Source organism: Kaistella sp. SH40-3 (assembly GCF_030686865.1).
Classification (GTDB): Bacteria; Bacteroidota; Bacteroidia; order Flavobacteriales; family Weeksellaceae; genus Kaistella.
On record NZ_JAQYUS010000007.1, the window covers coordinates 61,773 to 85,906 of the forward strand.

Genomic DNA, 24,134 nt, shown 5'->3' on the forward strand with positions numbered 1-24,134 from the left:
ACAATTTGTTTAATTTTGCTTTTATAGTTTTACCTGATGAGCAAAAAAAATGTAGCCGTCGTTATGGGCGGATATTCTGATGAATATAAAGTTTCCCTGAAAAGTGGTCAGTTGATTTTCGATTCTCTGGATCGTGATCTATATAATGTTTACAAAGTGGTCATTCTTAAAAATGAATGGTATTTCGTCGACGATCGCGGGGAGAAAGCAACTATCAATAAATCTGATTTCTCGGTAAGTTTAAGCAGTGGTTTTAAAGTAAAGTTTGATGTTTGTTTTAATATTATCCACGGGCGACCTGGTGAAAATGGCGAACTTCAAGCATATTGGAATACGATTGGACAAAAATATACAGGTTGCGATTTCTATCAAAGTGCCTTAACTTTTAATAAAAAAGATACTTTAGCCGTACTTTCAAAATATGGGATTCCCTCTGCGAAAAGTATTTATTTAAGACATGGTGAAGAAATTAATGAAGAACAAATCATTGCAGAATTAGGCTTGCCTCTTTTTGTAAAACCAAATCAATCCGGTTCTTCTTTAGGAATTTCTAAGGTTAAAGAACAATCAGAATTAAAGAAAGCCCTGGACTTTGCTTTTGCTGAAGACGAAGAAATTTTAATTGAAAGTTTCCTTGATGGAATGGAAGTTTCTGTGGGCGTTGTTGATTTTAATAATGAAACAATCGTTTTAGGAATTACCGAAATTGTTCCTTTTAAAGAATTCTTCGATTATGAAGCAAAATATGAAGGCGCTTCCGAAGAAATTACGCCCGCCAGAATTGATGATGAAACTCGTAAAAGAGTAGAGGAAATTTCGAAACGCGCTTATGAAGCCTTAGGAATGAGTGGATTCTCAAGAAGTGAATTCATCATCATGAACGGAATTCCTTATATGCTCGAAATGAATACCAATCCTGGATTTTCACCAGCCTCAATTCTTCCGCAACAGGCAAAAATTTATGGAATTTCCATTAAAGATTTGTGCGGAAATGAAGTCGAAAAAGCCTTAGCCAAGAAATAAATATGAAATTATCTTTCACGGTTGTTTTTGTCTTTCTTACCTTAACTCTTTTTGCACAAAAGGGAAATTTTGAGCCGTTAAAACTTGATTTACCCAAAAATAATCTGGAGCCAAAAGTTGTTTCGTTTGATAAAACAGGAATATTTTTAGATGATAAAAAATGTTTTAATTATGAACTTTTTCATGATTATGAAGTAGATGGGCGACTTATTAAAAATTACTACGAAATAAGGTCTTTAAATAAAGATCTGCTTTTTTCTGGAGAAATATCAAATAATAACTCAATGAAAGTATTTGAAAATCCAATTACATTTCATACACTTGACAAAAATATCTATAAAAATTCGAAAATTGTAGGTAGAAATCCATTCATATTAAACCTGTCTTCAAATCAGGTTTTAAATAATGACTGTTCAATAGATGATGAAAATTTAAAATTGTTTTTTGAACGGTCTAACGAAAATAAATAATTTATGAGAGTAGCAGTTTTTCCGGGTTCATTCGATCCTATCACGCTTGGTCATTATGATATTGTCGAAAGGGCTTATCCTTTGTTCGATAAAATTATTATTGCGATTGGACAGAATTCACAAAAGAAATATATGTTTTCTTTAGAGCAAAGAATGGAATTTATCCGCCAATCCTTTGAGAAATTCCCCAATATCGAAGTGGATCATTTTGAAGGATTAACGGTAGATTATTGTCGAAGTAAAAATGTAAATTTTATTCTGCGTGGACTGCGTAATCCCGCCGATTTCGAATTCGAAAAAGCGATTGCTCAAACCAACAGAGAATTGACGAAAGATAATAAAATTGAAACCATATTTTTATTAACATCTTCCGGGAAATCATTTATCAGCAGCAGTATTGTTCGGGAGATTATTACCTTTGGTGGTAATTATGAAATATTGGTTCCGCCAGCGGTTCGCGTTAATAAAATGAGCAATAAATAATAAGCAATCGTCATTAGAAAACAAATTTATCGCTCCTCAACTTCGATAGCCGCGAATTATAGATCTGTTGCACGAGCAAGATCAGAAAAAGAAAAATTTGCTTAACTGTGCATTGTCGCAGAAGAAGCAGATTAAACTCAATTTTAATTAGAAATAATCGAAGAACTTTCGTACTTACCTTCGGAAAAATTAAAATATTTAAAAATAGAATGTGATGAAATTGTAAAAGTAATGACAACTTACAAAAAGAAACTTTCGGATAGTTCACCGAAATAGCAATGGACGATAGGTGATGTACAGTATTGATTAGTCATTATAAATTATGCATTACTAATTATTTATTTTTTGCAAATTAACATTGTACATTACTCATTACTAATTAAAAATATGGTACAGGAAAACTTTAGTTTAATCATCGAGATTTTAGGCACAATTGCTTTTGCGATGTCCGGTAGTTTTGCGGCGATGCAAAAACGCCTGGATCCTTTTGGTGTCCTCATTATTGCCTTCGTAACTTCTGTTGGTGGCGGAACAATCCGTGATTTATTATTAGATGTTCCTGTTTTTTGGATGCATGATATGGTCATTTGTACCGTAATTTTTATCACCTGTATCGTCTCGATGATTTTTAAATCGCTCGAGAAAAAATTTAAAGTCACCTTATTTCTTTTCGATAGTTTCGGTTTGGGATTATTTACCATTGTTGGAATTCAAAAAGGAATGAACGCTGATTTGCACCCTTTAATATGTATTACTTTAGGAACAATCACCGGATGTTTTGGTGGAATCAGTCGTGATATTTTGTTGAATAGAATCCCTTTAATTTTCCATAAAGAAATCTATGCAACCGCTTGTATTGTGGGAGGTGGGATTTTTATTGCATTAGTGAAATATACCTCGCTTACTTATGCTTTTGCACAGGTTTTCACGATTCTCCTCATTGTAGCAATCAGAACGCTTGCCGTTAAGTTTCAGTGGCAAATCCCGAAATTCTACGGAGTCGATAATAGTTCGGAAATGTAAATCATTATTGCTTTATTTAGGAGCAACAGGATTTTCGCTTCTTCTAAATATCAGTCCCGCTCTTCACTCTATCTTTTTCTCGTCGTTCCTCCTCAAAAAAAGAATGCCGTTACGATCGCGGCTAGAATATCTTTCAGTTTGTTATTTCAAAAGCCACAGAACAATATTTAAGATTCTCCCGAAAATAGAATCTCATTGAGAACTTATCTCACATAAAACAATCATTCTTTTTCGCGCTCGCTTCGCTCGCGCCTCCCCACAAAAAAAGCCCGAACTAATTCGGACTCCATATATTACTTACCTTAATTAAGTACTGTTCTTTTAAGAGAATTTCCCTCTGTTTCTCATATTCGGATTGTGCATGTGTTTCTGCATTGATGGCATTTTCAACTGATCTTTCAGCATCTTGATCTGATCCGTCATCATTCCTGCCGTATCTAATTTCTTCGCTTCTTCCAATAGGTTTTTCGCTTCCTGCCGTCTGCCTTTTTGCATCGCTCCGGCCGCAATATTTAAAGTTGCCATGGCGCGATCATGTTTCATATTTAAACCATATTCCAGCGCTTTTCTCATGAACGGCTCCACTTTACTTGGGTTGTCCTGTGCTAATGTCAATCCCTGTAAATAATGAAAATATCCATATTGTGATTTGTGTAATTGTGATTTGTAATTGGTGATTTTAGTCAGCCAACTTGCCGCTTTTACCATGTTCTGTTTTCTTAAGAACCAAAATGCCATTAAGATATATTCGTTTTTAAAGAAAAGCAAAATAGGAATGGCAGATAAAATAACCACCACGATTCCCCAACCGATATTTCTGTTCATCATCAGGTAAATCCCGAAAGCAATCATTATTGCGGTGATGACGAATTTTATGTATTTGTTCATTGTTAAATTTTAGTGGTGCAAAGATAATAATTTGTACCGAAAGTAGAAGTCAAGTTCAGAATTCTTAAATGCTATACTAATGGTACTTTTCGCTCGTAGGTTTGAAAACAGAAATCAAACTCATTGTTTTCATCTTTTTCATGACAAACTTCTTCGGTCTTATTCCAGATTTTCGGACTGATTTTCGGGAAAAAAGTATCTGCTTCTAATTTGGTTTTAACTAAAGTCACTTCTAATTTATCCGTCAAGTCCAGCGTTTGTTCGTAGATGTTTCCGCCTCCGATGATGAAAATCTGCTCATCGATTTTCTTGGCAAATTTTACGGCTTCTTTTACACTTCCAACAATTAAAATTCCTTCTTCAAACCAGTCTTTTTTTCTGCTGACTACAATATTTGTGCGGTTCGGAAGTGGTTTACCAATGCTTTCATAAGTTTTTCGACCCATGATAATTGGATGTTCAGACGTAAGTTCTTTGAAATGTTTGAGATCTTTTGGAAGATGCCAAAGTAACTGATTATCTGCACCAATTTCATTGTCTAACCCCATTGCCACAACAATTGTTATCATTCTTATATAATTTTTACAAATTTAGCACATAATTTGTATATTTGGGTATCACATTAAATTAAAAAAAATAATAAACTATGAGAAATAAGGGATGTATGAGCGCCGGGACAATCGGTATTGCTCTTCTTGTAATTGCCGTTTTGGTTTTTTTCTGGGGAAAAAATGGGTACAATAATTTTGTAACGAAAGAGCAAACGGTGAACACAAAATGGTCGAATGTAGAAACGGTTTATCAAAAACGAGCGAACTTAATTCCAAACTTAGAACGCACCGTAAAATCATATTCTCAATTCGAGCAGGAAACTTTAACCAAAGTAATTGAAGCGCGTTCAAAAGCAACCTCAATAACTATAGATCCAACGAATATGACGGAGCAAGATCTGGCAAAATTCCAGTCAGCGCAAGGTGAATTAAGTGGAGCCTTAAGCAGATTAATGGCGGTAGTTGAAAGTTATCCAAACTTGAAAGCAGATCAACAGTACATCAATTTCCAAAGAGAATATACGGCGATCGAAAACAGCATCAGAAGCGAAACTGTTTATTATAACGAAGCCGCGCAGGATTATAATACTTCGATTAAAACGTTCCCAAATAACATTTTGGCCAACTTTACAAACTTCAAAGAAAAACCATATTTCAAAGCAGAAGCAGGTGCACAAAAGGCGCCGGAAGTTTTTACTAATTAATGAATACTTTTCTTACAGATTATCAAATGGCTTCTCTTGTAGAAGCCATTCAAACAGCCGAAAATCATTCTACTGGAGAAATTCGGGTGCACATTGATGCCACTACTGAAGGTCATAATGCAGAGATTGCTTTTGAAGTTTTCAAAAGACTGTGCAAGGATAAAACTGTTGAAAAAAATGCAGTCCTTTTTCATGTCAACTTTGAACAGCAATATCTTACGATTATTGGTGATGAAGGCATTCATAAGAAAGTTCACCAAAGTTTCTGGGATCATATGCATGACGAAATTACGACGGCATTTTCCAAAGGCAAGTACTTTGATGGTTTGAAAAAAGCCATTTTGGAAACGGGTATCGAACTAAAAAATCATTTCCCAATCGTGGGAGAAAATCCAAATGAACTTCCTAATGAGATTACGTTCTCGTAAATACTTTTTCGCATTTCTTTTATTAGGTTTAAACATTCTTGTTTTTGCCCAATTAATACCTAAAAAACCGGCAAAGATATTTCCTGTTACGGATAATGTTGGATTGTTAACGGAGACAGAGAAAGATCAAATCAATCAAAAACTTATTAAGTTTTACGATTCTACGTCCACAGAAATTGCGGTAATTATTGTTCCAACCACAAGTGGAGAAGACATTAATTATCTCGCAACGATGTATGGCGAGAAATGGGGAATTGGAGAAAAGGAACAGGATAACGGAATCGTTTTTCTGATTGCTACCGAAGATCGGAAGTTTGCTATACAGCAAGGAAGAGGCGTTGAGCGCTATTTAACTGCTTCTGTAGCCGGACAAATATTAGACTATATCGTAACGCCGAATTTTAAAAAAGGATTATGGTATAATGGAATTAATCAGGGCACAGATGCTTTGATGGAAGCCGTGCAAGGGAAATTTAAACCCATTGCTAAAGATACCAGTCAGGAAGGATTAAGTCCAGCGCAAATTTTAATGATTGCGTTTTTTGTTTTCATTATTATAAGCATCTTATTTAAAGGTGGCGGCGGCAATGGCGGTCGTTACGATGATGATGACGATGTCATTCTTTCCCGAAGAGGTCGACGGACTTATCCGGGCGGATTCTTCCCGTTCCCAGGTAGTTTCGGTGGCGGGGGATTTGGCGGTGGCTCAGGTGGCGGTGGTGGATTCGGCGGCTTTGGCGGCGGCGGAAGTTTCGGCGGTGGTGGTGCTTCCGGAGGTTGGTAATATTGTTATAGCCAAGTTGAGAATATGCTTTTAATTAAAAAGTATTTCTGCTAATTAAAAATTTACATTCAATAGAAACGGGCTTTAGCCCGTTTTTTTTATGACGTTTTATAGTGGTTTTACCCGAAACTTATTATAAATGAAAACGCTTAATAACGTAAGGATCTGGATGGATTATATTTTCATCAATAAAAAAATCAGCCCTTATAGTTGGCTGATTTTCATTAAAGTAATTAAGATCTATTGAATTGAAATACTTCCGCCACTACTTTTATTCTGACTGATAATATTTAATGAACCTTTTTTCGTAATCGAAACATCACCCGAAGAACTTGCAGATGCTCTTAACTGATTAGATACAGATAAACTTACATCGCCACTGCTCGAAGCGCTAACTTCAGCATTTTCAGCAATAACATTTTTAGCGTTTAAAGTACCTGATGAGGATGCTTTCAAATTGGCATTCTTTGTTTTTCCCGAAATAATGATGTCGCCTGAAGAACTTACGGCAGATTCTAAATTGACCGCCCAGATTTTTCCTTTATAAGTTCCTGAACTCGAAACATCAATCGATAAATCGTTGGCTTCTAAATTTCCTTTTACCGTTCCGGAACTGGAGGCTTCAATTGCTGTGCGTTCCTGTGTGAACTGATCACGGATAGTAATGGTGGCGGACGAACTTGCTTTAACCGCCGAGAAATCTTTCGCAAAAATTTTCACCGATACATTTCGTGCCGAAATATTGAGGTTTGGTTTAAAATGGATGTACAATTTCCCACCAGAATTTTCCACTAAAATCTCATCTAAAATATCAGATGGCGCCGTAACTATAACTTTTTCTTCATCAGATTTTACGATTTCTGCGTTGATGGATTGTGCGACTTTAATCTCGTCAAAAGACATTAATAATTCTTTGTTTTTTATGATGCCGTTTCCTTCTTTTGGAGTGATGTTAAATGGAAATCCACCGTCTGATTTTACGTTACAAGAGGTAAGTAATAAGAACGCAGAAAAAATAGAAATAGATAAGATTTTCATGGTTGATTAGTGTTTGGGATTTATTATGTTAAAGATAAAATTAAAATTAATATCTTTATACCTTAATAACAATTTACGAATGAAAAACATTACATCAGTTTTTTTAATTTCATCACTGGCGATTACAACTGCCTGTACTACTATGAAAAATACAGAAAATACTTCCACAGAAATTACTGTTCCTGCTGATATGGCGAACAATCCTTTCATGAAAAAGAGTTCGTTGCAATATCAAGCACCCGAATTCGATAAAATTAAAGATGAGCATTTTAAACCTGCTTTTGAATACGGAATAAAAGTTCAACTGGCAGAACTCGATCAAATTGCTAATAATACAGATTCACCAACTTTTGAAAATACCATTCTCGCTTTAGAGAATAGTGGTGAGGTTTTAAAACGTGCACAAATCGTTTTCTATAATTTAACAGGTTCAAATACCAATCCGGAACTTCAGAAAATTGAAGAAGAATATGCACCGATTTTTGCGGGACTTTCTGATAAAATTTATTTAAATGAGAAATTGTTTTCCAGAATTAAAGCCATTAAAAAAGACAACTTAGGTTCCGAAGAAAAAAGAGTTCTGGATTTATATACGATTAATTTCGAAATCGCCGGCGCTAATTTATCACCTGAAAACAAAGTGAAAGTGAAGAAAGTGAATGAAGAATTAGCGACACTTTCTACCCAGTTTTCTAATAAGTTATTAGATGCGAGAAAAAATGGAGCACTTTTAATTACCGACGTAAAAGAATTAGATGGACTTTCTGCTGACGAAATTGCGGCCGCAGCGACTGATGCAAAAGAAGCCGGAAAAGAAGGTTATCTTCTCGCATTGCAAAATACGACTCAACAGCCACTTCTTCAGAATTTGAAAAATAGAGCAACGAGAGAAAAGTTATTTAAAGCATCTTGGTACCGCGCCGAAAAAGGAAATGCTGACGACACCAGAAGCATCCTCGAAAGAGAAGCAAAACTGAGAATGGATAAAGCACATTTAATGGGCAAGAAATCTTTTGCTGAATGGAAACTTCAGGATCAAATGGCGAAAACTCCGGAGAATGCGATGAATCTACTTGCGCAATTGGCAACTCCTGCAGTAGCAACTGCAAAACGAGAGAGCGACGAAATTCAGAAATTAATCGATCAGCAAAAAGGTGGATTTACGGTTGAACCTTGGGACTGGAATTTCTATGCAGAACAGGTTAGAAAAGAAAAATACGATTTAGATGAAAATCAGATCAAACCTTATTTTGAAGTGAAAACGGTTTTAGAAAAAGGAGTTTTCTATGCTGCTGAAAAATTCTACGGAATCACTTTTAAAGAAAGAAACGATTTACCAGTCTATCATCCGGATGTGGTGGCTTACGAAGTTTTTGATCGTGATGGAAAATCTTTAGCGATTTACTACTTGGATTTCTATACGAGAAATAATAAAAATGGTGGTGCCTGGATGAGCAACTTCGTGGAGCAATCTCATTTGCTAGGTCAAAAACCGGTCATTGTAAATGTCTTTAATTATCAAAAACCGGCAGAAGGAAAACCTTCTTTAATTTCGTATGATGATGTGACAACCATGTTCCATGAGTTCGGACATACTTTACACGGATTGTTTGCTGATCAAAAATACCTTTCAATTTCCGGAACCAATGTGCCGCGTGATTTTGTTGAGTTCCCTTCTCAAATTAATGAGTTCTTCGCGTTGGAACCTTCAGTGTTGAAAAATTACGCTTTACATTATCAAACCAAACAACCGATGCCACAGGCCTTAGTTGATAAAATTAAAAAAGCAGGAACGTTTAACCAAGGATATTCTACAACTGAATTGGTTTCTGCAGCAACGATTGATATGAACTGGCATTCAGTAACCGATGCGTCTCAGTTTAAACCAACGTTAGAATTTGAAAAAGGCGTGTTGGCGAAATATGGCTTTAACTTGAAAGAAGTTCCGCCAAGATATCATTCTCCGTATTTTGCTCACATTTGGGGCGGTGGATATTCAGCCGGATATTACGCTTACATGTGGAGTGATATGTTGAATTCTGATGCTTGGGATTGGATTACGACACACGGCGGAATGACCCGTGAAAATGGAGACCGTTTCCGTAAATATATTTTGTCTGTTGGAAATTCAATGGATTTAAACGAAGCATTTAAAAACTTTACCGGAAGAAATCCAGATTTAAAACCGTTGTTGAAAGATAAAGGATTTATTAAATAGGTCGTAGGATGTAGATAATAGGTATTAGTTAACCGCAGAGATTTCTGCGGTTTTTTTGTTTTGGATTTTTTTTAAAACACACAATTTATTTAATAAACTAGTAAATAAGTTTTCTTATCAATCGGATTATCATATTTTGAGATAAGATCGTTCACATAATTATTCATGTCTTTGTAGGCTTCATCTTTTTGACCACTAAATTCATAATCGAATCGATCGTTTTCACTTACCATGATTACAATATTATGAGAACCAGGATCTTTAATAAATTCTGAAATCATTTTTTCTAAATCCTTTTTTTTGATGAATGCAGATTGTGAATTTAGAATTTTGGAATCATCATGTTTCTTATTTTTAGACAATTCTACCATTTCAAAACTATAATCACCATCTTCAGAAAATACTTTTAAAATTAAACCAGGCAAGCCAGAAAACTTATAAGGTCCAGTAAAAACAGAAATTTCAGGTGCAAATAAAGCAATCCATTTTCTGCCTTCAAATTCTAAACTTGCTTCTTGTGTTTTGTAACTTTCATAATCCGAAGTTTTATTTAAGATTTTCCAATGTTGAGGAATTGGTTCGGTATATTTAAAGTTGAAACCATTAAAAGTTCCGTAATAAGTATTTGTTTTGAAATCGTTTAAAATGGTGAATTTCAAATAAGGTTTTTCTGAAATTTTAGAATTTTGCGCACTATCTTTTTTTAAATTAAGATTATAGAAAAGGCTTTGTTTATCTGAATTTTGCAAAGCCATGTATTATGTTTTGATGACTTTAGAGCTTTTTTGAGGTCTGAAATTCACTTTGTATACAATTTCGTAATCTTGAGAATACCCAAAGATGCAAAAAGATAACATTGCTAAAAGAAAGAGGTTTTTATAGATCATTTACTTATTGTTTTATTTGTTAAAATTTAAAAGACCAGCATCTCCCAGATATTACTATTGATAGACGAACCCTTTTCTAATATGAAGATAAAATAATTTTTGTAATAATTACAGAAAGTGATTGTTTAAATCCACGATTTCTAATTTTTTTCATTCTCGAATACAGAGTTAAATATTAAAATGTTGAAAATTATTATAATCATTCAAGAAGTTCTATATTTTTCTAGTTTAAAATTTAGTGTCATTAGTGAAAAGCATTTGTGCCATTTGTGTTTAAAAAAATATGGAAAGACAAACCGCCTGAACTTCTAGCCCGGATGGATATGGAAATCCTTTTTTTTGTCAGGGTTCAGGATGGCAGAAAAAAAAGATTGCAATGGACAGCCGGCCCGATTTTTCTAAGAAGCGAAAATCTTTTTGCTCCAAAAAAAATCCTTAATTTTGCAAAAAATATAGCATCATGCCAAAAATTTCTCAAAGAGCACAACATATGCCTGCCTCGCCAGTGCGAAAATTAGTTCCTTTTGCCTTACAAGCAAAACAAAGAGGAATTAAAGTTTATCATTTGAATATTGGTCAACCCGATATTGAAACACCGCAAACTGCATTGGATGCTGTGAAAAATAATGAATTGAAAATTTTTGAATACGCACTTTCTGAAGGGAATCTGGACTATAGAACAGCCTTGAACGATTACTATCATTCTCTTGGATTTACGGATCTTACAACCAATAATTTCATCGTTACCAATGGTGGTTCGGAGGCATTGAATTTTGCGATTTCTACTTTGTGTGATGATGGTGATGAGATTATTATTCCGGAACCTTATTATGCGAACTATAACGGTTTTGCAAATACTTTCAATGTGAATGTTGTGGCAGTTTCGTCTACGATTGATACTGGATTTGCTTTGCCTCCGATTGAGGATTTTGAGAAAAAAATTACGCCCAAAACAAAGGCGATCTTAATTTGTAATCCTGGAAATCCAACCGGTTATTTATATACCAGAGAAGAGTTGCAGAAGTTGGCTGACATTGCTTTGAGACACGATATCGTCATTATTTCTGATGAGGTTTACAGAGAATATGTGTATGATGGAAAGCAGGCGGTTTCGATGTTGGATTTTCCTGAAATTGCGGAAAACTGTATCATCATTGATTCTGAATCAAAAAGATATTCGATGTGTGGCGCAAGAATCGGTTTTATGGTGACGCGTTCGAAAACAATTCACGATGCTGCGATGCTTTTTGCACAGGCGAGATTGAGTCCGGTTTTATTGGGGCAGATTGCAGCGGCAGCGGCTCACCAAAATGACACCGAATATATCTTGAAAGTTCGTGCGGAATATACACACCGTAGAAATGTTTTGGTAGATTTACTGAACGGAATTCCGGGCGTTATTTGTCCGAAACCTAAAGGTGCATTTTATTGTGCGGTTGAACTTCCGGTTGATGATACTGATAAGTTTGCGCAATGGTTGCTTGAAAGTTATTCGCATAACAACGAAACTATTATGGTAGCGCCAATGAGTGGTTTTTACAGCAATCCGGAATTGGGTAAAAAACAGGTGAGAATTGCTTACGTTTTGAATGAAGCAGATTTAAGAAGAAGTGTTGAGTTATTGAATGATGCACTGCAAAAATATAAGATTGAATTTGGTCTTTAAATAAATAAGAGCGGGTTTTTTAGCCCGCTTTTTATTTTAAGGCAAAGGCGCGAAGATTTAATTCTTAATGCTGCTGAAATTACGGGCGCAAAGGCGTTTCACTTAGCAAAGATTGTAAATAATTTGTAGTTACAATTAGTTTGATATTTTTAATAATAGAATTTTTATCAATTTTAAAAATGAGTTTAGAAAATAAATGTTCGGTTTGCGGTGAAGTGCATGATGCTTATCCCGCGCTCACTTTTGCCTATCCCAATTCGTATTATTGGCTGACAGAAGAACAAAAAAATACGTACAAAATTCATATTGATGGTGATTTTTGTACGATTGAATATCCGGATCGAACGGATCGGTTTATTCGGGTCGTGTTGAATCAGAAGATTATGCAGTCTTCCCGTTATTTGGAATACGGACTTTGGGTTTATTTAAATCAAGAAGATTTCGAAGATTATAAGGCCAATTTCAATAATGAAAATCACGAAACGGTTTACTTTGGTTGGCTGAGCAATGCGCTGCCGGATTATCAATTTGAAAAAAGTATTGCCATGGATGTTAAAACAAAACCAGGGAATGAGCGACCGGAAGTTTATCCTCAACTGGATTTTAGCCATCCGTTTGTGGTTGATTTTTATCACGGAATTACCAAAGAGGAAGCCGAAAAAAGAATTCACAAAATGCCCGCAACTATTTCTTAATAAAATATGGATATTCTAGAAAATTATTCCCTTAAAAATCACAATACTTTTGGTGTTGATGTTTCTGCTAAATATTTCGCAGAAGTGAAATCTTTGGATGCTTTGACTCAGATTCTTCGGAATACTTCTGTTCAGAAATTTAAGTTACTTTTCCTCGGTGGAGGAAGTAATGTTTTATTCACTCAAGATTTTGATGGAGTTGTTCTTCAGTTAAATTTGAAAGGTATCTCGGAAAAGATTCTGAATGATAATGAGGTTTTGGTGACTTCGCAGGCGGGTGAAAACTGGCATGAATTTGTTCAGTTTTGCTTAAATAAAAATTACGGTGGTTTAGAAAATTTATCATTAATTCCAGGCAATGTAGGAACCTCGCCGATGCAGAATATTGGTGCTTATGGAACTGAAATAAAAGATAGGTTTGTAAGTTGCAAAGTGTTGAATTTGGAGACTTTGGTCGTTGAAATATTTAATCATGAAAAATGCAATTTCGGTTATCGTGAATCAATTTTCAAAAGAGAAGGAAAGGGGAAATATGTGATTCTGGACGTGACTTTTAAATTGACTCGGAAAGATCATTTAATAAAAACGGAATACGGCGCGATACAATCTGAATTGAAAAATTTAGGAATTGAAAACCCAACGATTCAAGAGGTTTCTAAAGCCGTTATTAATATCCGACAAAGCAAACTTCCTGATCCGAAAGTAATTGGAAATGCGGGTAGTTTTTTTAAGAATCCATCGATTCCGATGGAGCAGTTTTTAGAAGTCCAGAAATTATATCCTGAAATGCCTCATTATCCTAATGGAGACTTGGTAAAAGTTCCTGCCGGTTGGTTGATTGAACAATGTGGATGGAAAGGAAAACAAATCGGTAATGTGGCTTCTCACGAACTTCAAAGTTTGGTAATCGTCAATAAAACCGGCTTGGCTTCAGGAAAAGAGATTTATGATTTTTCGACCACGATTATTGAGTCGGTGAGAGAGAAATTTGGAATTGATCTGGAAAGAGAGGTGAATATTATTTAGATGAAAAGGAAAATTTATTTTGTTTTCCTTATTGTTTTAATCCTTTCGGCTCTGCTTAATGCATTTGGAATCGTAAACGCAATGACCAGTTTGAAATATGAAACTGCTAATCCTGGAGATTGCATTTCTCTAATTTCGGGAAGTGATTTATGTGCTGCAATTGTCAATATGAAGAGCATTATTGCTGTTGCTGTTGTTCTCATTTATTTACTTCTTTATTTCCAAAATAAAATACTAAAAACACAAAAACAATGAAAATAGCCGTTCTCGGAGCCGGAAATATGGGTTTATCATTTTCAAAATCTTTTTTAAAGTTTGAATTGATTCGGCCAGAAGACCTAAATTTAATTACGCGGAAAAAAGAAAAGATTCAGAAGATTTCAAAGCAATTTCCTAGTGCGAAAGTGTCTTGTTTTGCTGATGTTTCTGCCATCGATGCAGATTTAGTGATCGTTGCCGTAAAACCTCAGGATTTTCAATTTGTGGCAGAGAATTTACCTTTTCAACTGAATGAAAACCAAATGGTTCTTTCGATTATGGCGGGGATTTCTATTGAGAAAATTCAGCATTTATTAAACCATAAAAAAGTAGTTCGAGCCATGCCAAATTCGCCTACCGTTTTGGGAATGGGAATTACAGGTTACACTTCTGCAGAAGGAATTTCTTTTGCGGATCTTATTCAGATTGAACGTTTTCTGAACTCTACTGGGCGGTCTGTTTATTTAGAAGATGAAGGATTGCTTGATGGTGTTACAGCACTTTCTGGAAGTGGTCCTGCGTATTTTTATTATATCGTTGCCGCCATGATTGAAGCAGGAAAACAAATGGGAATTGAGGAAAATCTTTCTAAACTTTTTGTGAAGCAAACTATGCTTGGTGCGTATCATCTCCTAAATAATTCAGATAAAAATTTGGATGATTTAATACAAGATGTTGCTTCAAAAGGCGGAACAACTGAAGCGGCACTAAAAACCTTTGAAGATTATCAGTTAAAAGAGATTTTAATAAAAGGAATTTTGAGCGCAGAAAAACGGGCAAAAGATTTAAACAATTAGCATAGGAATTAGGTTTGGAGACTTTTTAGAAAAGCGCACAAAAAACTTTTTAAGAAATTTAAATATTTAATCTATAAATATTTGTCTAACTAAAATATTCTTCGTTATTTTGCACTCTCAAATATTCATTCAGAAATAAGAACATCGAGATATGTCAAGAATTTGCCAAATAACAGGAAAGCGTGCCATGGTAGGAAACAATGTTTCTCACGCGAAAAACAGAACGAAACGTCGTTTTGAAATTAACTTATTGGAAAAGAAATTTTACCTTCCAGAGCAAGAGAAATCTGTAACTTTAAAAGTTTCAGCTCATGGATTGAGAATTATCAATAGAATAGGGATTGACGAAGCAATACTAAGAGGAATCAGAAGTGGTTTCATTAAAAAATCATAATCATGGCAAAAAAAGGGAATAGAGTACAAGTGATTTTGGAGTGCACTGAGCACAAAGAAACTGGAGTAGCAGGAATGTCAAGATACATCACTACTAAAAATAAAAAGAACACTACCGAAAGATTAGAGTTGAAAAAATTCAACCCTGTTCTTAAGAAATATACTGTTCACAAAGAAATTAAGTAATTTTTTAAAGAATAAAAAATGGCAAAAAAAGTAGTAGCAACCCTACAAGGTGGTGCAGGTTCAAAGAAAATGACCAAAGTTATTAAAATGGTAAAGTCTGCTAAAAGTGGAGCTTACGTTTTTGATGAAAAAGTAATGAACGCTGATGAAGTTGATTCTTATTTGAAAAAATAATTTTCACTCACACGAGAATATATAAAACTATCCTAAATGGATAGTTTTTTTATTTTATCTTTGTTTGCGTTTGTAATAAAGACGCAATTTTTTTTAAAAATGAACTATGAGTTGGTATAAAAAAATATTTAAGAAGGAGGAAAAAGAATCTTTAGATAAAGGTTTAGAAAAATCGAGTCAAGGTTTTTTTGAAAAAATTTCTAAAGCGGTTGTTGGAAAATCTACGGTTGATGAAGATGTTTTAGATAATCTAGAAGAGATCCTTATCGCATCTGATGTCGGTGCGTCTACCACCATTAAAATCATTGAAAGAATTGAACAACGTGTTGCAAGGGACAAATTTGTGGGAACTGACGAATTGGATCAAATTCTTCGTGAAGAAATTACAGGTTTGCTTTTAGAAAATCCACACGCTGGGACTGGGAATATCGACGAAACTAAAAAACCATATGTAATTATGGTTGTGGGTGTAAATGGGGTTGGGAAAACGACAACTATTGGTAAACTTGCCCATCAATTCAAATCAGAAGGAAAAAGCGTGGTTCTTGGCGCTGCAGATACTTTCCGTGCTGCGGCGGTGGATCAGTTGGTGATCTGGAGCGAAAGAGTTGGCGTACCAATCGTAAAACAAAATATGGGAAGCGATCCTGCGTCGGTGGCTTTTGATACGGTGCAAAGTGCGGTTGCAAATCAGGCCGATGTTGTGATAATAGACACTGCGGGAAGATTGCATAACAAAGTCAACTTGATGAATGAGTTGACTAAAATTAAAAGAGTGATGCAAAAGGTAATCCCAGACGCTCCTCATGAAATTTTATTGGTTTTGGATGGTTCTACGGGACAAAATGCTTTTGAGCAGGCAAAACACTTTACGGCTGCAACTGAAGTTAATGCTTTGGCAGTAACCAAATTAGATGGAACTGCGAAAGGTGGAGTGGTTATTGGGATTTCTGACCAGTTTCAGATTCCAGTAAAATATATTGGAGTTGGAGAAAAAATGACGGATTTACAATTATTTAATGGAGCAGAGTTTGTTGATTCTTTCTTTAAAAAGAGATGATCTACAGGCGTTTAGGTTGAGTTTTTACTGATCTTAGAAGTGTTTTTTATTATTTTAAAAATGATAAAAATCATGTTTTTGATTATTTTGGTCTTATGTTTGATAATTCAATAGAAATAATAATTACTTAATATTAACATTAAAAATTTAAAACTATGGGTATTTTAACTTGGATCATTTTCGGTCTTATCGCAGGAGCATTAGCAAAATTCATTATGCCAGGTAATCAAGGTATGGGTTGGCTATTGACAATTATTTTAGGAATTGTAGGTGCATACGTAGGAGCATTTGTTGGTCAACTATTAGGTTTAGGTGATGTAACAGGCTTTAATATAGGAAGTATGTTCTTAGCAGTTGCGGGAGCTTTAATTGTTCTATGGATTTATGGTATGGCAACCAAACGCGGTTAATACCAAAAAACATTATAAAATATCCCGCACTGAATTTCAGTGCGGGATATTTAGTTTTATTAGCGGGATATTTAGTTTTAATAATTAGTTTATTCCTAATCGAATTTTAAGTCGAAAGGCATTTGCATCATTACGCCTTCTTGTAATTTGGGATTGGTTATTTGTTCAAACATCTTATAGTTTTCTGTACCAATTTTATTTTTAATCAGTCTTGCCGAAATTTCATCTTCATCAATGTCCTTAAATATTTGCTCGAATGCAGTCAGTTTTTTCGGGTAATTCGTTACTCCATATTCTTTCAACTTTACTTTTTGTGCGGCGTAAGTAATGGCGTCCTGAAGGGTTCCCAATTCATCGACCAAACCAATTTCTTTCGCACGAGTTCCGCTCCATACTCTTCCGCCACCGATTTCGTCTATTTGTTCAAATGATTTTTTACGATTTTCTGTTACAAAATGAACGAATCTTTTGTAAGTCTGTTCTACGCTTTTCGTCATGATAGAAACTCCACCAGGGGTAACTCCATTAATTGTTGAATACATGTTAGAATTCGCATTGGTTGTAACGGCGTGTGCAGAAAGACCGTTTTTATTTGCAAGTTCTTTAAAATAGGGAATCATTCCGAAAACTCCAATTGATCCTGTTAAGGTATTGGGTTCTGAATAAATTTTATCTGCAGCCATTGCGATATAATAGCCACCTGAAGCAGCATAATCACCAAAAGAAACGATGATTGGTTTTTTCTTTTTCAGTTGTTCCAGTTCGAACAATATTTCATCAGAGGCATTTGCGCTTCCACCGGGAGAATTTATTCTAAAGACTACTGCTTTTACTTTATTATCTTCCGTAATCTTTTTAATTTCTTTTATAAAATTATCTGAATAAACATTTTGGTATCCTTCACCATTGTAGATTGCCCCTGAAGCATAAAGTACTGCAATTTGGTTGTCCTTCTTAGAAGAATCTTCGCTGAATGAATTAATATATTTCTTAAAAGAAACTTTGGTTAATTTATCTTTTTCTTTAAGGTTTAATTTTGTTTTAATCATTTGATCGTATTCTGATTTCTGCATCAAGCGATCTGCTAATTTGTACTTAATACTTAAATCAGGAATAACACCGTAAAGACTGTCAACTACAACTCGGAACTGCGCGGAATCAATTTTACGGGAAGTGGCTATTTTTTTTGCATTAATAGACCAGATGTCATTTAACAAAGTAGAAAGTTGTTCCTTGTTTTCTGGAGACATGTCTTCTCTCATGTATGGTTCAACTGCAGATTTGTATTTTCCGTGTCTAATAACCTGAATGCCAATTCCGTATTTATCTGCAAAGTCTTTCATATATAAAACCTCTATCGATAAGCCTTTTAAATCAATTCCACCTGCGGGATTTAAGATGTACTGATCAGCGACAGAGCCTAAATAGTAGGCGGGTTGTGATACAGAATTACCATATGCGTAAACAAATTTTCCGCTTTTTTTAAAGTCTTCTAAAGCATTTCTAATATCATCTAATTGCGTGAATCCAGCACGAATTCCGTCGGTCTCTATGCTTATGCCTTTTATTTTATCATCTGTTTTCGCTTTTTTAATGGCTTCAAGCATATCAAGAATAAGTACGTTTTTTTGTTTACTGCTAAAAGCGAATAGATCTTCTTGATCTTCAGTAGGACTGTCGATAATATTGGTTTTAAAATCGAGTGTGAGTACCGTATTGTTTTTAATATTGGGTTTTTGGTCTCCGCTAAAGGCACTTGCTGTAATAATCATTATTAAAAACAGTGAAAACACTGCGGCTATAATGATAATAGCTACTATATTTGCCATAACGTTTTTAAAGAAACTCTTCATAATCTATATATATTTGAACGATATGTCGCAGCATGATGTCACTTTGTTACTCGGTAGTAATTTAGGAGATCCTAAAAAGAATATTGAATTAGCGCTAGCGATAATAGAAAAAGAAATTGGAGTCATTTTAAAACGAACTGAAATGTTACTTACTGACCCTGTGGAATTTGTTAGTAATAATATTTTTTGTAATATTGCAATAGTAATAAAAACACAATTTTCTCCTATATCCCTCTTAAATAGAATAAAATTAATTGAGAGAGAAATGGGCAGAGGCGATGATACATTGATTGCAGGAGAGTACCAAGACAGGATAATCGATATAGATATCGTATTGTTTGGTAATCTTCATTTTTGTTGTAAAGAATTAGCAATTCCGCATCACAAGCATTTCTATCAGCGTGATTTTTCTAGAAAGTTGTTAAATGTCTTATAAAACACATTAAAACACAATAATATGAAATTAAATTTATTATTAGCACTAGCATTACCCACGGCTTTCTTTGGTCAAAATAATTCCGCTGCTAATACTACTGGGGATTACCCAAACGCTTATTCCAGCGGCTCTGCAAATGTATATCGATTTGATAACTCATCAAGATTATTTAGCGACTGGTCTGTGTCTATAGGAGGTGGAAGTGCTTTTTTACAAAATGCCGACGTTAATTCCTTCTATGATGGAAAAGTAGATTTTGGCTGGAACGCTTACGCAAGTATAGATAAGCAGATCACTCATACTTTTGGTATGAGTGTCCAATATCAAATGGGTAAGACCAATCAGAAAGCTTTACTGCCAGGAGCGGCAGGTGCAGCAGCAGGTGTAGCAACTGCTTACACTAAATATCATCAAGTTGCAGTATTAGGAGATATTAATTTTTCTAATTTAATGCGCCGTGTTGATAATCATTCAACTTACAGATGGGCATTACATGGCTATGCTGGAGTTGGATTACAAGGTTATGATACTTTACTGCTTGATAATGATATGTCGAGATGGAGCACGACACCTGCAAGAATACCTATTCAGATTGAACAAAAATTAGGACTAGATACTTTCTTTTATCAAGTAGGAACAGGAGTTAAGTTTAATGCCTCAAAATTAATAGATGTTGAAGCTAGGGCAATGTACATCATATCTGGTGATGATTCTTTCGATGGAGGTGGTTTTGGAAAAGACGGAGTTCCGAGATATAATGCACTTAAAGATGGACACTCGGATAACATGTTTACTGTTAACTTAGGTCTTTCATTTAAACTTGGAAAACAAAGTCCAAATCTTCAATGGTTTGATCCTTTAAATAATATTAATGATAGAATTTCTATTTTAGACAGTAAAGAAATTGATTTCGTTGTATGTGAAAAAGGAGATTTGGATAATGATGGGGTATGTGATGATTGGGACAGACAACTTGATACTCCTGCAGGTGCAAGAGTTGATGGTGCTGGTGTCGCATTAGATATGGACTTAGATGGTGTTATTGATCTTTACGATAAATGTGTGACTGTTCCAGGTCCTGCATCAAACAACGGCTGTCCAGTCAATGTAAAATAATAAATTAAACACAAAAGAAGTTGACATGTCGTTATCAATACGAACAAGACAACTTTTATTTAATAAAAAAATAACAAAAATATGAAACTAAATTTAACAAGTATTGCAGTTGCTTTAATATTTCCGGCAGCAGTTTTTGCACAGGATTCAATTGTGAGTTCAACCAAGAACTATCCAAATTCTTATACTTCCGGTTCTGCAAATGTGTCTCCTTTTACACAGGAATCTAAAAGATTTAATGATTGGGCGATTTCAGCAGGTGCCGGTGTACCGTTGATGCAGTCTTCTGACCTTACTTCACTTAAAGGGTATGGAGCAGGGAAAAATCTTTTTGGTTGGTCTGCGTATTTAAGTGTTGATAAAGCAATTACACACGCTTTTGGGCTTAAACTTCAATATGATAAAGGAGAGTCAAGACAAGGATTTGTAAATACAAAAGATAAAGTCGCATCTCCAACAGGAGATGGCGCAAGAACACAGTATGATGCAATTTCTCTTCTTGGAGATATTAACTTTTCAAATCTTTTGAGAAGAGTAGATAATCACTCGCCATTCCGTTGGGCTCTACACGGTTATGCAGGAGCAGGAACTTTAGCGTATAGAGCATACAGACAAAACGCTGGTTCTGCCTATAATCAAAGTTTAGTTTCAGAAGTAAAACCTTTTAAATTAGGTAGTTTTTTCGGACAAGCTGGTGCGGGATTAAAATACCGTGCTACAAAATCTTTAGATCTTGAAGCAAGAGGAATGTATATTCTTTCTGGTGACGATACTTTTGATGGAGCAGGCGGTGCTTCTTATAACGGAAAAGTTAATGATAATCCTTCAGATAACTTAATCAATATTACTTTAGGAGCAACGTTGAATTTAGGAAAACATGAATCACATTTGTTCTGGCATGACCCACTTCAAGAAATTTATTACAAATTAGATGTTTTGGCTGATAAAAACCAAGATGTAGAAGTTTGTAAAAAAGGAGATGCTGATAATGACGGAGTTTGTGACGATTGGGACAGACAACTTGACACACCTGCAGGTGCGAGAGTTGATGGTGCTGGTGTTGCTCTTGATACTGATTTAGATGGTGTAATCGACTTGTATGACAAGTGTGTTACGGTTCCAGGACCAGTTGAAAATGATGGTTGTCCATTAGATACGAAATCAACCGTTTCTGATAATACCAGAGTTTTAGAAGGAATTGAATTTGATTTAAACTCAGATAGAATCCTTCCATCAAATACTCCAATTCTTAACAATGCAGTTAATTATATTAACTCATCTGAAGGAACTTACAATGTAATTGGTGGTACAGATACAAGAGGAACTAATGCTTACAACCAAAAACTGTCTGAAAGAAGAGCAAATAACGTTAAGAATTATTTAATCCAAAATGGTGTTAATTCAGGTAAACTAGATGCCATAGGTAGAGGTGAAACAAACCTTAAATATCCAGAATGTGAACCAGCGACTAAATGTCCAGAATGGAAAAACAGAGCGAACAGAAGAGTTTACTTCGAAGGTAAATAATTTTCAAACGCTTTTAAATACTAAAGAAAAAGCCACGTTAATCGTGGCTTTTTCTTGTTAAATGAGTTTTGTTTCAGTAATTTTACTCGATGATTTCCCACCTAGATTTTGAAAAACTAAAACAGCAAACCTTAAAGCATTTTTGGGGCTATGATACCTTTCGGGATTCACAGGAAGAAATCATTAATTCAATTATTGCTGGAAAGGATACTTTGGCTTTACTTCCAACAGGTGGTGGGAAATCACTATGCTATCAACTCCCGGCTTTAATTTTAGAAGGTACTTGTATCGTCGTGTCGCCACTTTTGGCTTTGATGAAAGATCAGGTTTATCAAATGAAAAACATTGGTATTGAAGCCGAATATCTTTCTTCAGAATTAGATGAGTTTGACGCTGAAGTGATTTTTAACCGTTGCAAAGATGGGCTCACTAAATTACTGTACATTTCACCAGAACGTTTGACCAATAGATTATTTCTACAGAATCTAAAAGAGATTCAAATTTCTTTTATCGCGGTAGATGAAGCACATTGTATTTCAGAATGGGGACAGGATTTTAGACCGAGTTATCAGCATATCAAAGCGTTCAGAGATAATTTGGAAAAGATTCCCTGTGTAGCATTAACAGCTACCGCAACGCCAAAAGTTTTGCAGGAAATTCAGTTGAAACTCAATCTTAAAAATCCTCTTATTGTTCAAAAAAGTTTTAGAAGAAATAATCTGGTTATTATTTCTGACCAAATTTCAGACAAATATGAAAGGGTTAAAAATCTTCTAAAGTATAATAACAGTTCGGGAATTATTTACGTAAGAACTAGAAAGGAAGCTGAAGAACTCACGAGTTTTCTCCATAGAAATCAAATCACCAATGTAGATTTTTTTCATGCTGGTATTCCGGTGAAAGAAAAAAATGCGAAACAGAATTTATGGCTGCAAAGTCAAAACCAAGTCTTGATTTCTACCAACGCTTTTGGAATGGGAATCGATAAAGATAATGTTCGTTTTATCGTCCATTTTTCTCCTGCGGCGTCCATTGAAAATTATTACCAGGAAATTGGTAGGGCTGGTCGGGATGGTGCAGATTCCTATGTCTTTTTGATGTGGAACGAGCAGGAATTAAAGAATTTTGATCAAATTTTAATGAATCAAATTCCGTCGAAATCAGAGTTTCAGAATATCGTTTCTTATTTATATTCCACTTTTCAAATCGCCGAAAATGATTTGCCAGAAAATGTCTTTCAACTTCATATTCACAGAATACAAAAATTTACAAAAGTATCTTTAGCAAAAATCAGAAACGTACTTAATTTTCTTCATCATCAGGAAATTATTTTCTATAACTATCAAAATTCTCTGTCATCATTGGAACTTCAAATTGGTTCTGATGAAATCGATTTACTACCAAAAAAAGATGCTTATTTTATTGAACTTTTATTGCGAAATCTGTCGGGACTTACGACTCACAAAATAATGTTTAGCGAGAAATCCTTCAGTAATAAAATTGAATCAGATCCACATTTAGTCAAAGAAAGGTTACGGGAAATGCAGCACAAAGGATATTTGGATTATATTGACGGAGCATTGTCGAGTGTGAAGTTTTTAAAACATCGTGATCAGCGAGCGATAGAAGGAAAATACTGGAATCTTTTTGCCCAAATTCAAAAGAATAAGATTCAAAAATGGGAAGAGATGAAGTTTTTTGTGGAAAATAATGATTTTTGCAAAATGAAACTGATCCTGTCTTATTTTGGAGAAAAGAATGTGAAGAACTGTGGTCATTGTTCGGTTTGCCAAAAACAAAAAGAAACCGTTTTCGGAAGAGATATTTCTAAAGAGATTTTAGAAACTTTAAAATTAAGTCCAGCAAATGTGGAAGAAATTTCAATTAAATTAAACTATTTTGCCAAAGAAAATATTTTAGAAAATCTGATTCATTTACTCGATTCAGGAAAAGTAAAAATGCTCAATTTTAGAACGTATTGCTATAATCGTGATTAAAATTAATCTGATTCTTATTTAAACTTCAACAATTATTAAACAG

28 protein-coding genes are annotated in these 24,134 nt (G+C 34.7%); 22 read left to right on the top strand and 6 right to left on the bottom strand.

Features of this window, described 5'->3' with window-relative positions; translation table 11 throughout:
* The first annotated feature begins 36 nt into the window (after positions 1 to 36).
* The 5 genes from PUH65_RS11680 (at position 37) to PUH65_RS11700 (ending at position 2,999) form a co-directional block, all read left to right on the top strand.
* The gene (locus PUH65_RS11680) at positions 37 to 1,023 is read left to right on the top strand and encodes a D-alanine--D-alanine ligase (protein ID WP_305520179.1); all 987 of its coding nucleotides are present in this window, start codon (positions 37 to 39) and stop codon (positions 1,021 to 1,023) included.
* 2 nt (positions 1,024 to 1,025) lie between these two features.
* Positions 1,026 to 1,493: a hypothetical protein gene (locus tag PUH65_RS11685; protein WP_305520180.1), complete on the top strand. Its 468-nt coding sequence runs from the start codon at positions 1,026 to 1,028 to the stop codon at positions 1,491 to 1,493.
* A gap of 3 nt (positions 1,494 to 1,496) precedes the next feature.
* Positions 1,497 to 1,976 (top strand): pantetheine-phosphate adenylyltransferase, encoded by a 480-nt coding sequence (gene coaD / locus PUH65_RS11690; RefSeq protein ID WP_305520181.1) that lies wholly within the window; start codon positions 1,497 to 1,499, stop codon positions 1,974 to 1,976.
* A gap of 12 nt (positions 1,977 to 1,988) precedes the next feature.
* Entirely contained in the window at positions 1,989 to 2,081 is a 93-nt protein-coding gene (locus PUH65_RS11695; protein ID WP_305520291.1) for a four helix bundle protein, read from the top strand.
* A 282-nt stretch (positions 2,082 to 2,363) separates the two neighbouring features.
* A complete protein-coding gene (locus tag PUH65_RS11700) occupies positions 2,364 to 2,999 on the top strand; it encodes a trimeric intracellular cation channel family protein (RefSeq protein WP_305520182.1) in 636 nt (211 codons plus the stop codon).
* 321 nt (positions 3,000 to 3,320) lie between these two features.
* Here the strand turns inward: PUH65_RS11700 and PUH65_RS11705 are convergent, their stop codons facing one another.
* Both PUH65_RS11705 and PUH65_RS11710 read right to left on the bottom strand, forming a co-directional pair.
* Positions 3,321 to 3,887, bottom strand: coding sequence for a DUF2892 domain-containing protein (locus PUH65_RS11705; RefSeq protein ID WP_305520183.1), 567 nt, complete (start codon positions 3,885 to 3,887; stop codon positions 3,321 to 3,323).
* Between the two features lie 71 nt (positions 3,888 to 3,958).
* A complete protein-coding gene (locus tag PUH65_RS11710; protein WP_305520184.1) occupies positions 3,959 to 4,456 on the bottom strand; it encodes a dihydrofolate reductase in 498 nt (165 codons plus the stop codon).
* Between the two features lie 77 nt (positions 4,457 to 4,533).
* On the opposite strand from PUH65_RS11710, the gene PUH65_RS11715 reads away from it, so the two are divergent.
* The 3 genes from PUH65_RS11715 to PUH65_RS11725 are packed head-to-tail and all read left to right on the top strand — an operon-like array spanning position 4,534 to position 6,354.
* Positions 4,534 to 5,142: a LemA family protein gene (locus tag PUH65_RS11715; protein ID WP_305520185.1), complete on the top strand. Its 609-nt coding sequence runs from the start codon at positions 4,534 to 4,536 to the stop codon at positions 5,140 to 5,142.
* The gene (locus PUH65_RS11720) at positions 5,142 to 5,570 is read left to right on the top strand and encodes a TPM domain-containing protein (RefSeq protein WP_305520186.1); all 429 of its coding nucleotides are present in this window, start codon (positions 5,142 to 5,144) and stop codon (positions 5,568 to 5,570) included. The genes PUH65_RS11715 and PUH65_RS11720 overlap by 1 nt, the downstream gene beginning before the upstream one ends.
* Positions 5,551 to 6,354, top strand: a complete 804-nt coding sequence (locus tag PUH65_RS11725) for a YgcG family protein (RefSeq protein WP_305520187.1) — start codon at positions 5,551 to 5,553, stop codon at positions 6,352 to 6,354. The genes PUH65_RS11720 and PUH65_RS11725 overlap by 20 nt, the downstream gene beginning before the upstream one ends.
* Positions 6,355 to 6,594: 240 nt before the next feature.
* Here the strand turns inward: PUH65_RS11725 and PUH65_RS11730 are convergent, their stop codons facing one another.
* Positions 6,595 to 7,392, bottom strand: a complete 798-nt coding sequence (locus PUH65_RS11730; RefSeq protein WP_305520188.1) for a head GIN domain-containing protein — start codon at positions 7,390 to 7,392, stop codon at positions 6,595 to 6,597.
* A gap of 79 nt (positions 7,393 to 7,471) precedes the next feature.
* On the opposite strand from PUH65_RS11730, the gene PUH65_RS11735 reads away from it, so the two are divergent.
* A complete protein-coding gene (locus tag PUH65_RS11735; RefSeq protein ID WP_305520189.1) occupies positions 7,472 to 9,610 on the top strand; it encodes a M3 family metallopeptidase in 2,139 nt (712 codons plus the stop codon).
* A gap of 89 nt (positions 9,611 to 9,699) precedes the next feature.
* Here the strand turns inward: PUH65_RS11735 and PUH65_RS11740 are convergent, their stop codons facing one another.
* A complete protein-coding gene (locus PUH65_RS11740) occupies positions 9,700 to 10,365 on the bottom strand; it encodes a GLPGLI family protein (protein ID WP_305520190.1) in 666 nt (221 codons plus the stop codon).
* A 592-nt stretch (positions 10,366 to 10,957) separates the two neighbouring features.
* Here PUH65_RS11740 and PUH65_RS11745 point away from each other — a divergent pair.
* The 3 genes from PUH65_RS11745 to murB all read left to right on the top strand — a co-directional run bounded on the left by PUH65_RS11745 (position 10,958) and on the right by murB (position 13,884).
* On the top strand, positions 10,958 to 12,163 hold the full coding sequence (locus PUH65_RS11745) for a pyridoxal phosphate-dependent aminotransferase (protein WP_305520191.1): 1,206 nt from the start codon (positions 10,958 to 10,960) through the stop codon (positions 12,161 to 12,163).
* 179 nt (positions 12,164 to 12,342) lie between these two features.
* Positions 12,343 to 12,858, top strand: a complete 516-nt coding sequence (locus PUH65_RS11750) for a DUF2199 domain-containing protein (protein ID WP_305520192.1) — start codon at positions 12,343 to 12,345, stop codon at positions 12,856 to 12,858.
* Positions 12,859 to 12,864: 6 nt separating this feature from the next.
* Positions 12,865 to 13,884 (top strand): UDP-N-acetylmuramate dehydrogenase, encoded by a 1,020-nt coding sequence (gene murB / locus PUH65_RS11755; protein ID WP_305520193.1) that lies wholly within the window; start codon positions 12,865 to 12,867, stop codon positions 13,882 to 13,884.
* Positions 13,885 to 13,898: 14 nt separating this feature from the next.
* Here murB and PUH65_RS11760 read toward each other — a convergent pair whose 3' ends face one another.
* Positions 13,899 to 14,087, bottom strand: a complete 189-nt coding sequence (locus PUH65_RS11760; RefSeq protein WP_305520194.1) for a hypothetical protein — start codon at positions 14,085 to 14,087, stop codon at positions 13,899 to 13,901.
* Positions 14,088 to 14,135: 48 nt separating this feature from the next.
* Here PUH65_RS11760 and proC point away from each other — a divergent pair, with 48 nt between their 5' ends.
* The 6 genes from proC (at position 14,136) to PUH65_RS11790 (ending at position 17,162) form a co-directional block, all read left to right on the top strand.
* Complete coding sequence (gene proC / locus PUH65_RS11765; protein WP_305520195.1) at positions 14,136 to 14,939, top strand: pyrroline-5-carboxylate reductase; 804 nt, start codon at positions 14,136 to 14,138, stop codon at positions 14,937 to 14,939.
* A 151-nt stretch (positions 14,940 to 15,090) separates the two neighbouring features.
* On the top strand, positions 15,091 to 15,333 hold the full coding sequence (gene rpmB / locus PUH65_RS11770) for a 50S ribosomal protein L28 (protein ID WP_193811743.1): 243 nt from the start codon (positions 15,091 to 15,093) through the stop codon (positions 15,331 to 15,333).
* Between the two features lie 2 nt (positions 15,334 to 15,335).
* The gene (gene rpmG / locus PUH65_RS11775; protein WP_193811744.1) at positions 15,336 to 15,518 is read left to right on the top strand and encodes a 50S ribosomal protein L33; all 183 of its coding nucleotides are present in this window, start codon (positions 15,336 to 15,338) and stop codon (positions 15,516 to 15,518) included.
* Positions 15,519 to 15,536: 18 nt separating this feature from the next.
* A complete protein-coding gene (locus tag PUH65_RS11780; RefSeq protein WP_193811745.1) occupies positions 15,537 to 15,692 on the top strand; it encodes a DUF4295 family protein in 156 nt (51 codons plus the stop codon).
* 106 nt (positions 15,693 to 15,798) lie between these two features.
* The gene (ftsY, locus tag PUH65_RS11785; RefSeq protein WP_305520196.1) at positions 15,799 to 16,752 is read left to right on the top strand and encodes a signal recognition particle-docking protein FtsY; all 954 of its coding nucleotides are present in this window, start codon (positions 15,799 to 15,801) and stop codon (positions 16,750 to 16,752) included.
* Between the two features lie 155 nt (positions 16,753 to 16,907).
* Positions 16,908 to 17,162, top strand: a complete 255-nt coding sequence (locus tag PUH65_RS11790) for a GlsB/YeaQ/YmgE family stress response membrane protein (protein ID WP_305520197.1) — start codon at positions 16,908 to 16,910, stop codon at positions 17,160 to 17,162.
* A 95-nt stretch (positions 17,163 to 17,257) separates the two neighbouring features.
* Here PUH65_RS11790 and sppA read toward each other — a convergent pair whose 3' ends face one another.
* Positions 17,258 to 19,015 carry a signal peptide peptidase SppA gene (gene sppA, locus PUH65_RS11795; protein WP_305520198.1) on the bottom strand — a complete coding sequence of 586 codons (1,758 nt, stop codon included), beginning with the start codon at positions 19,013 to 19,015 and terminating at the stop codon, positions 17,258 to 17,260.
* 22 nt (positions 19,016 to 19,037) lie between these two features.
* Here sppA and folK point away from each other — a divergent pair, with 22 nt between their 5' ends.
* The 4 genes from folK (at position 19,038) to PUH65_RS11815 (ending at position 24,091) form a co-directional block, all read left to right on the top strand.
* Positions 19,038 to 19,451: a 2-amino-4-hydroxy-6-hydroxymethyldihydropteridine diphosphokinase gene (folK, locus tag PUH65_RS11800; protein WP_305520199.1), complete on the top strand. Its 414-nt coding sequence runs from the start codon at positions 19,038 to 19,040 to the stop codon at positions 19,449 to 19,451.
* A gap of 183 nt (positions 19,452 to 19,634) precedes the next feature.
* Positions 19,635 to 20,567, top strand: a complete 933-nt coding sequence (locus PUH65_RS11805) for an OmpA family protein (protein ID WP_305520200.1) — start codon at positions 19,635 to 19,637, stop codon at positions 20,565 to 20,567.
* An 81-nt stretch (positions 20,568 to 20,648) separates the two neighbouring features.
* Entirely contained in the window at positions 20,649 to 22,094 is a 1,446-nt protein-coding gene (locus tag PUH65_RS11810) for an OmpA family protein (protein WP_305520201.1), read from the top strand.
* 89 nt (positions 22,095 to 22,183) lie between these two features.
* Positions 22,184 to 24,091: an ATP-dependent DNA helicase RecQ gene (locus PUH65_RS11815; protein WP_305520202.1), complete on the top strand. Its 1,908-nt coding sequence runs from the start codon at positions 22,184 to 22,186 to the stop codon at positions 24,089 to 24,091.
* Positions 24,092 to 24,134: the final 43 nt, after the last annotated feature.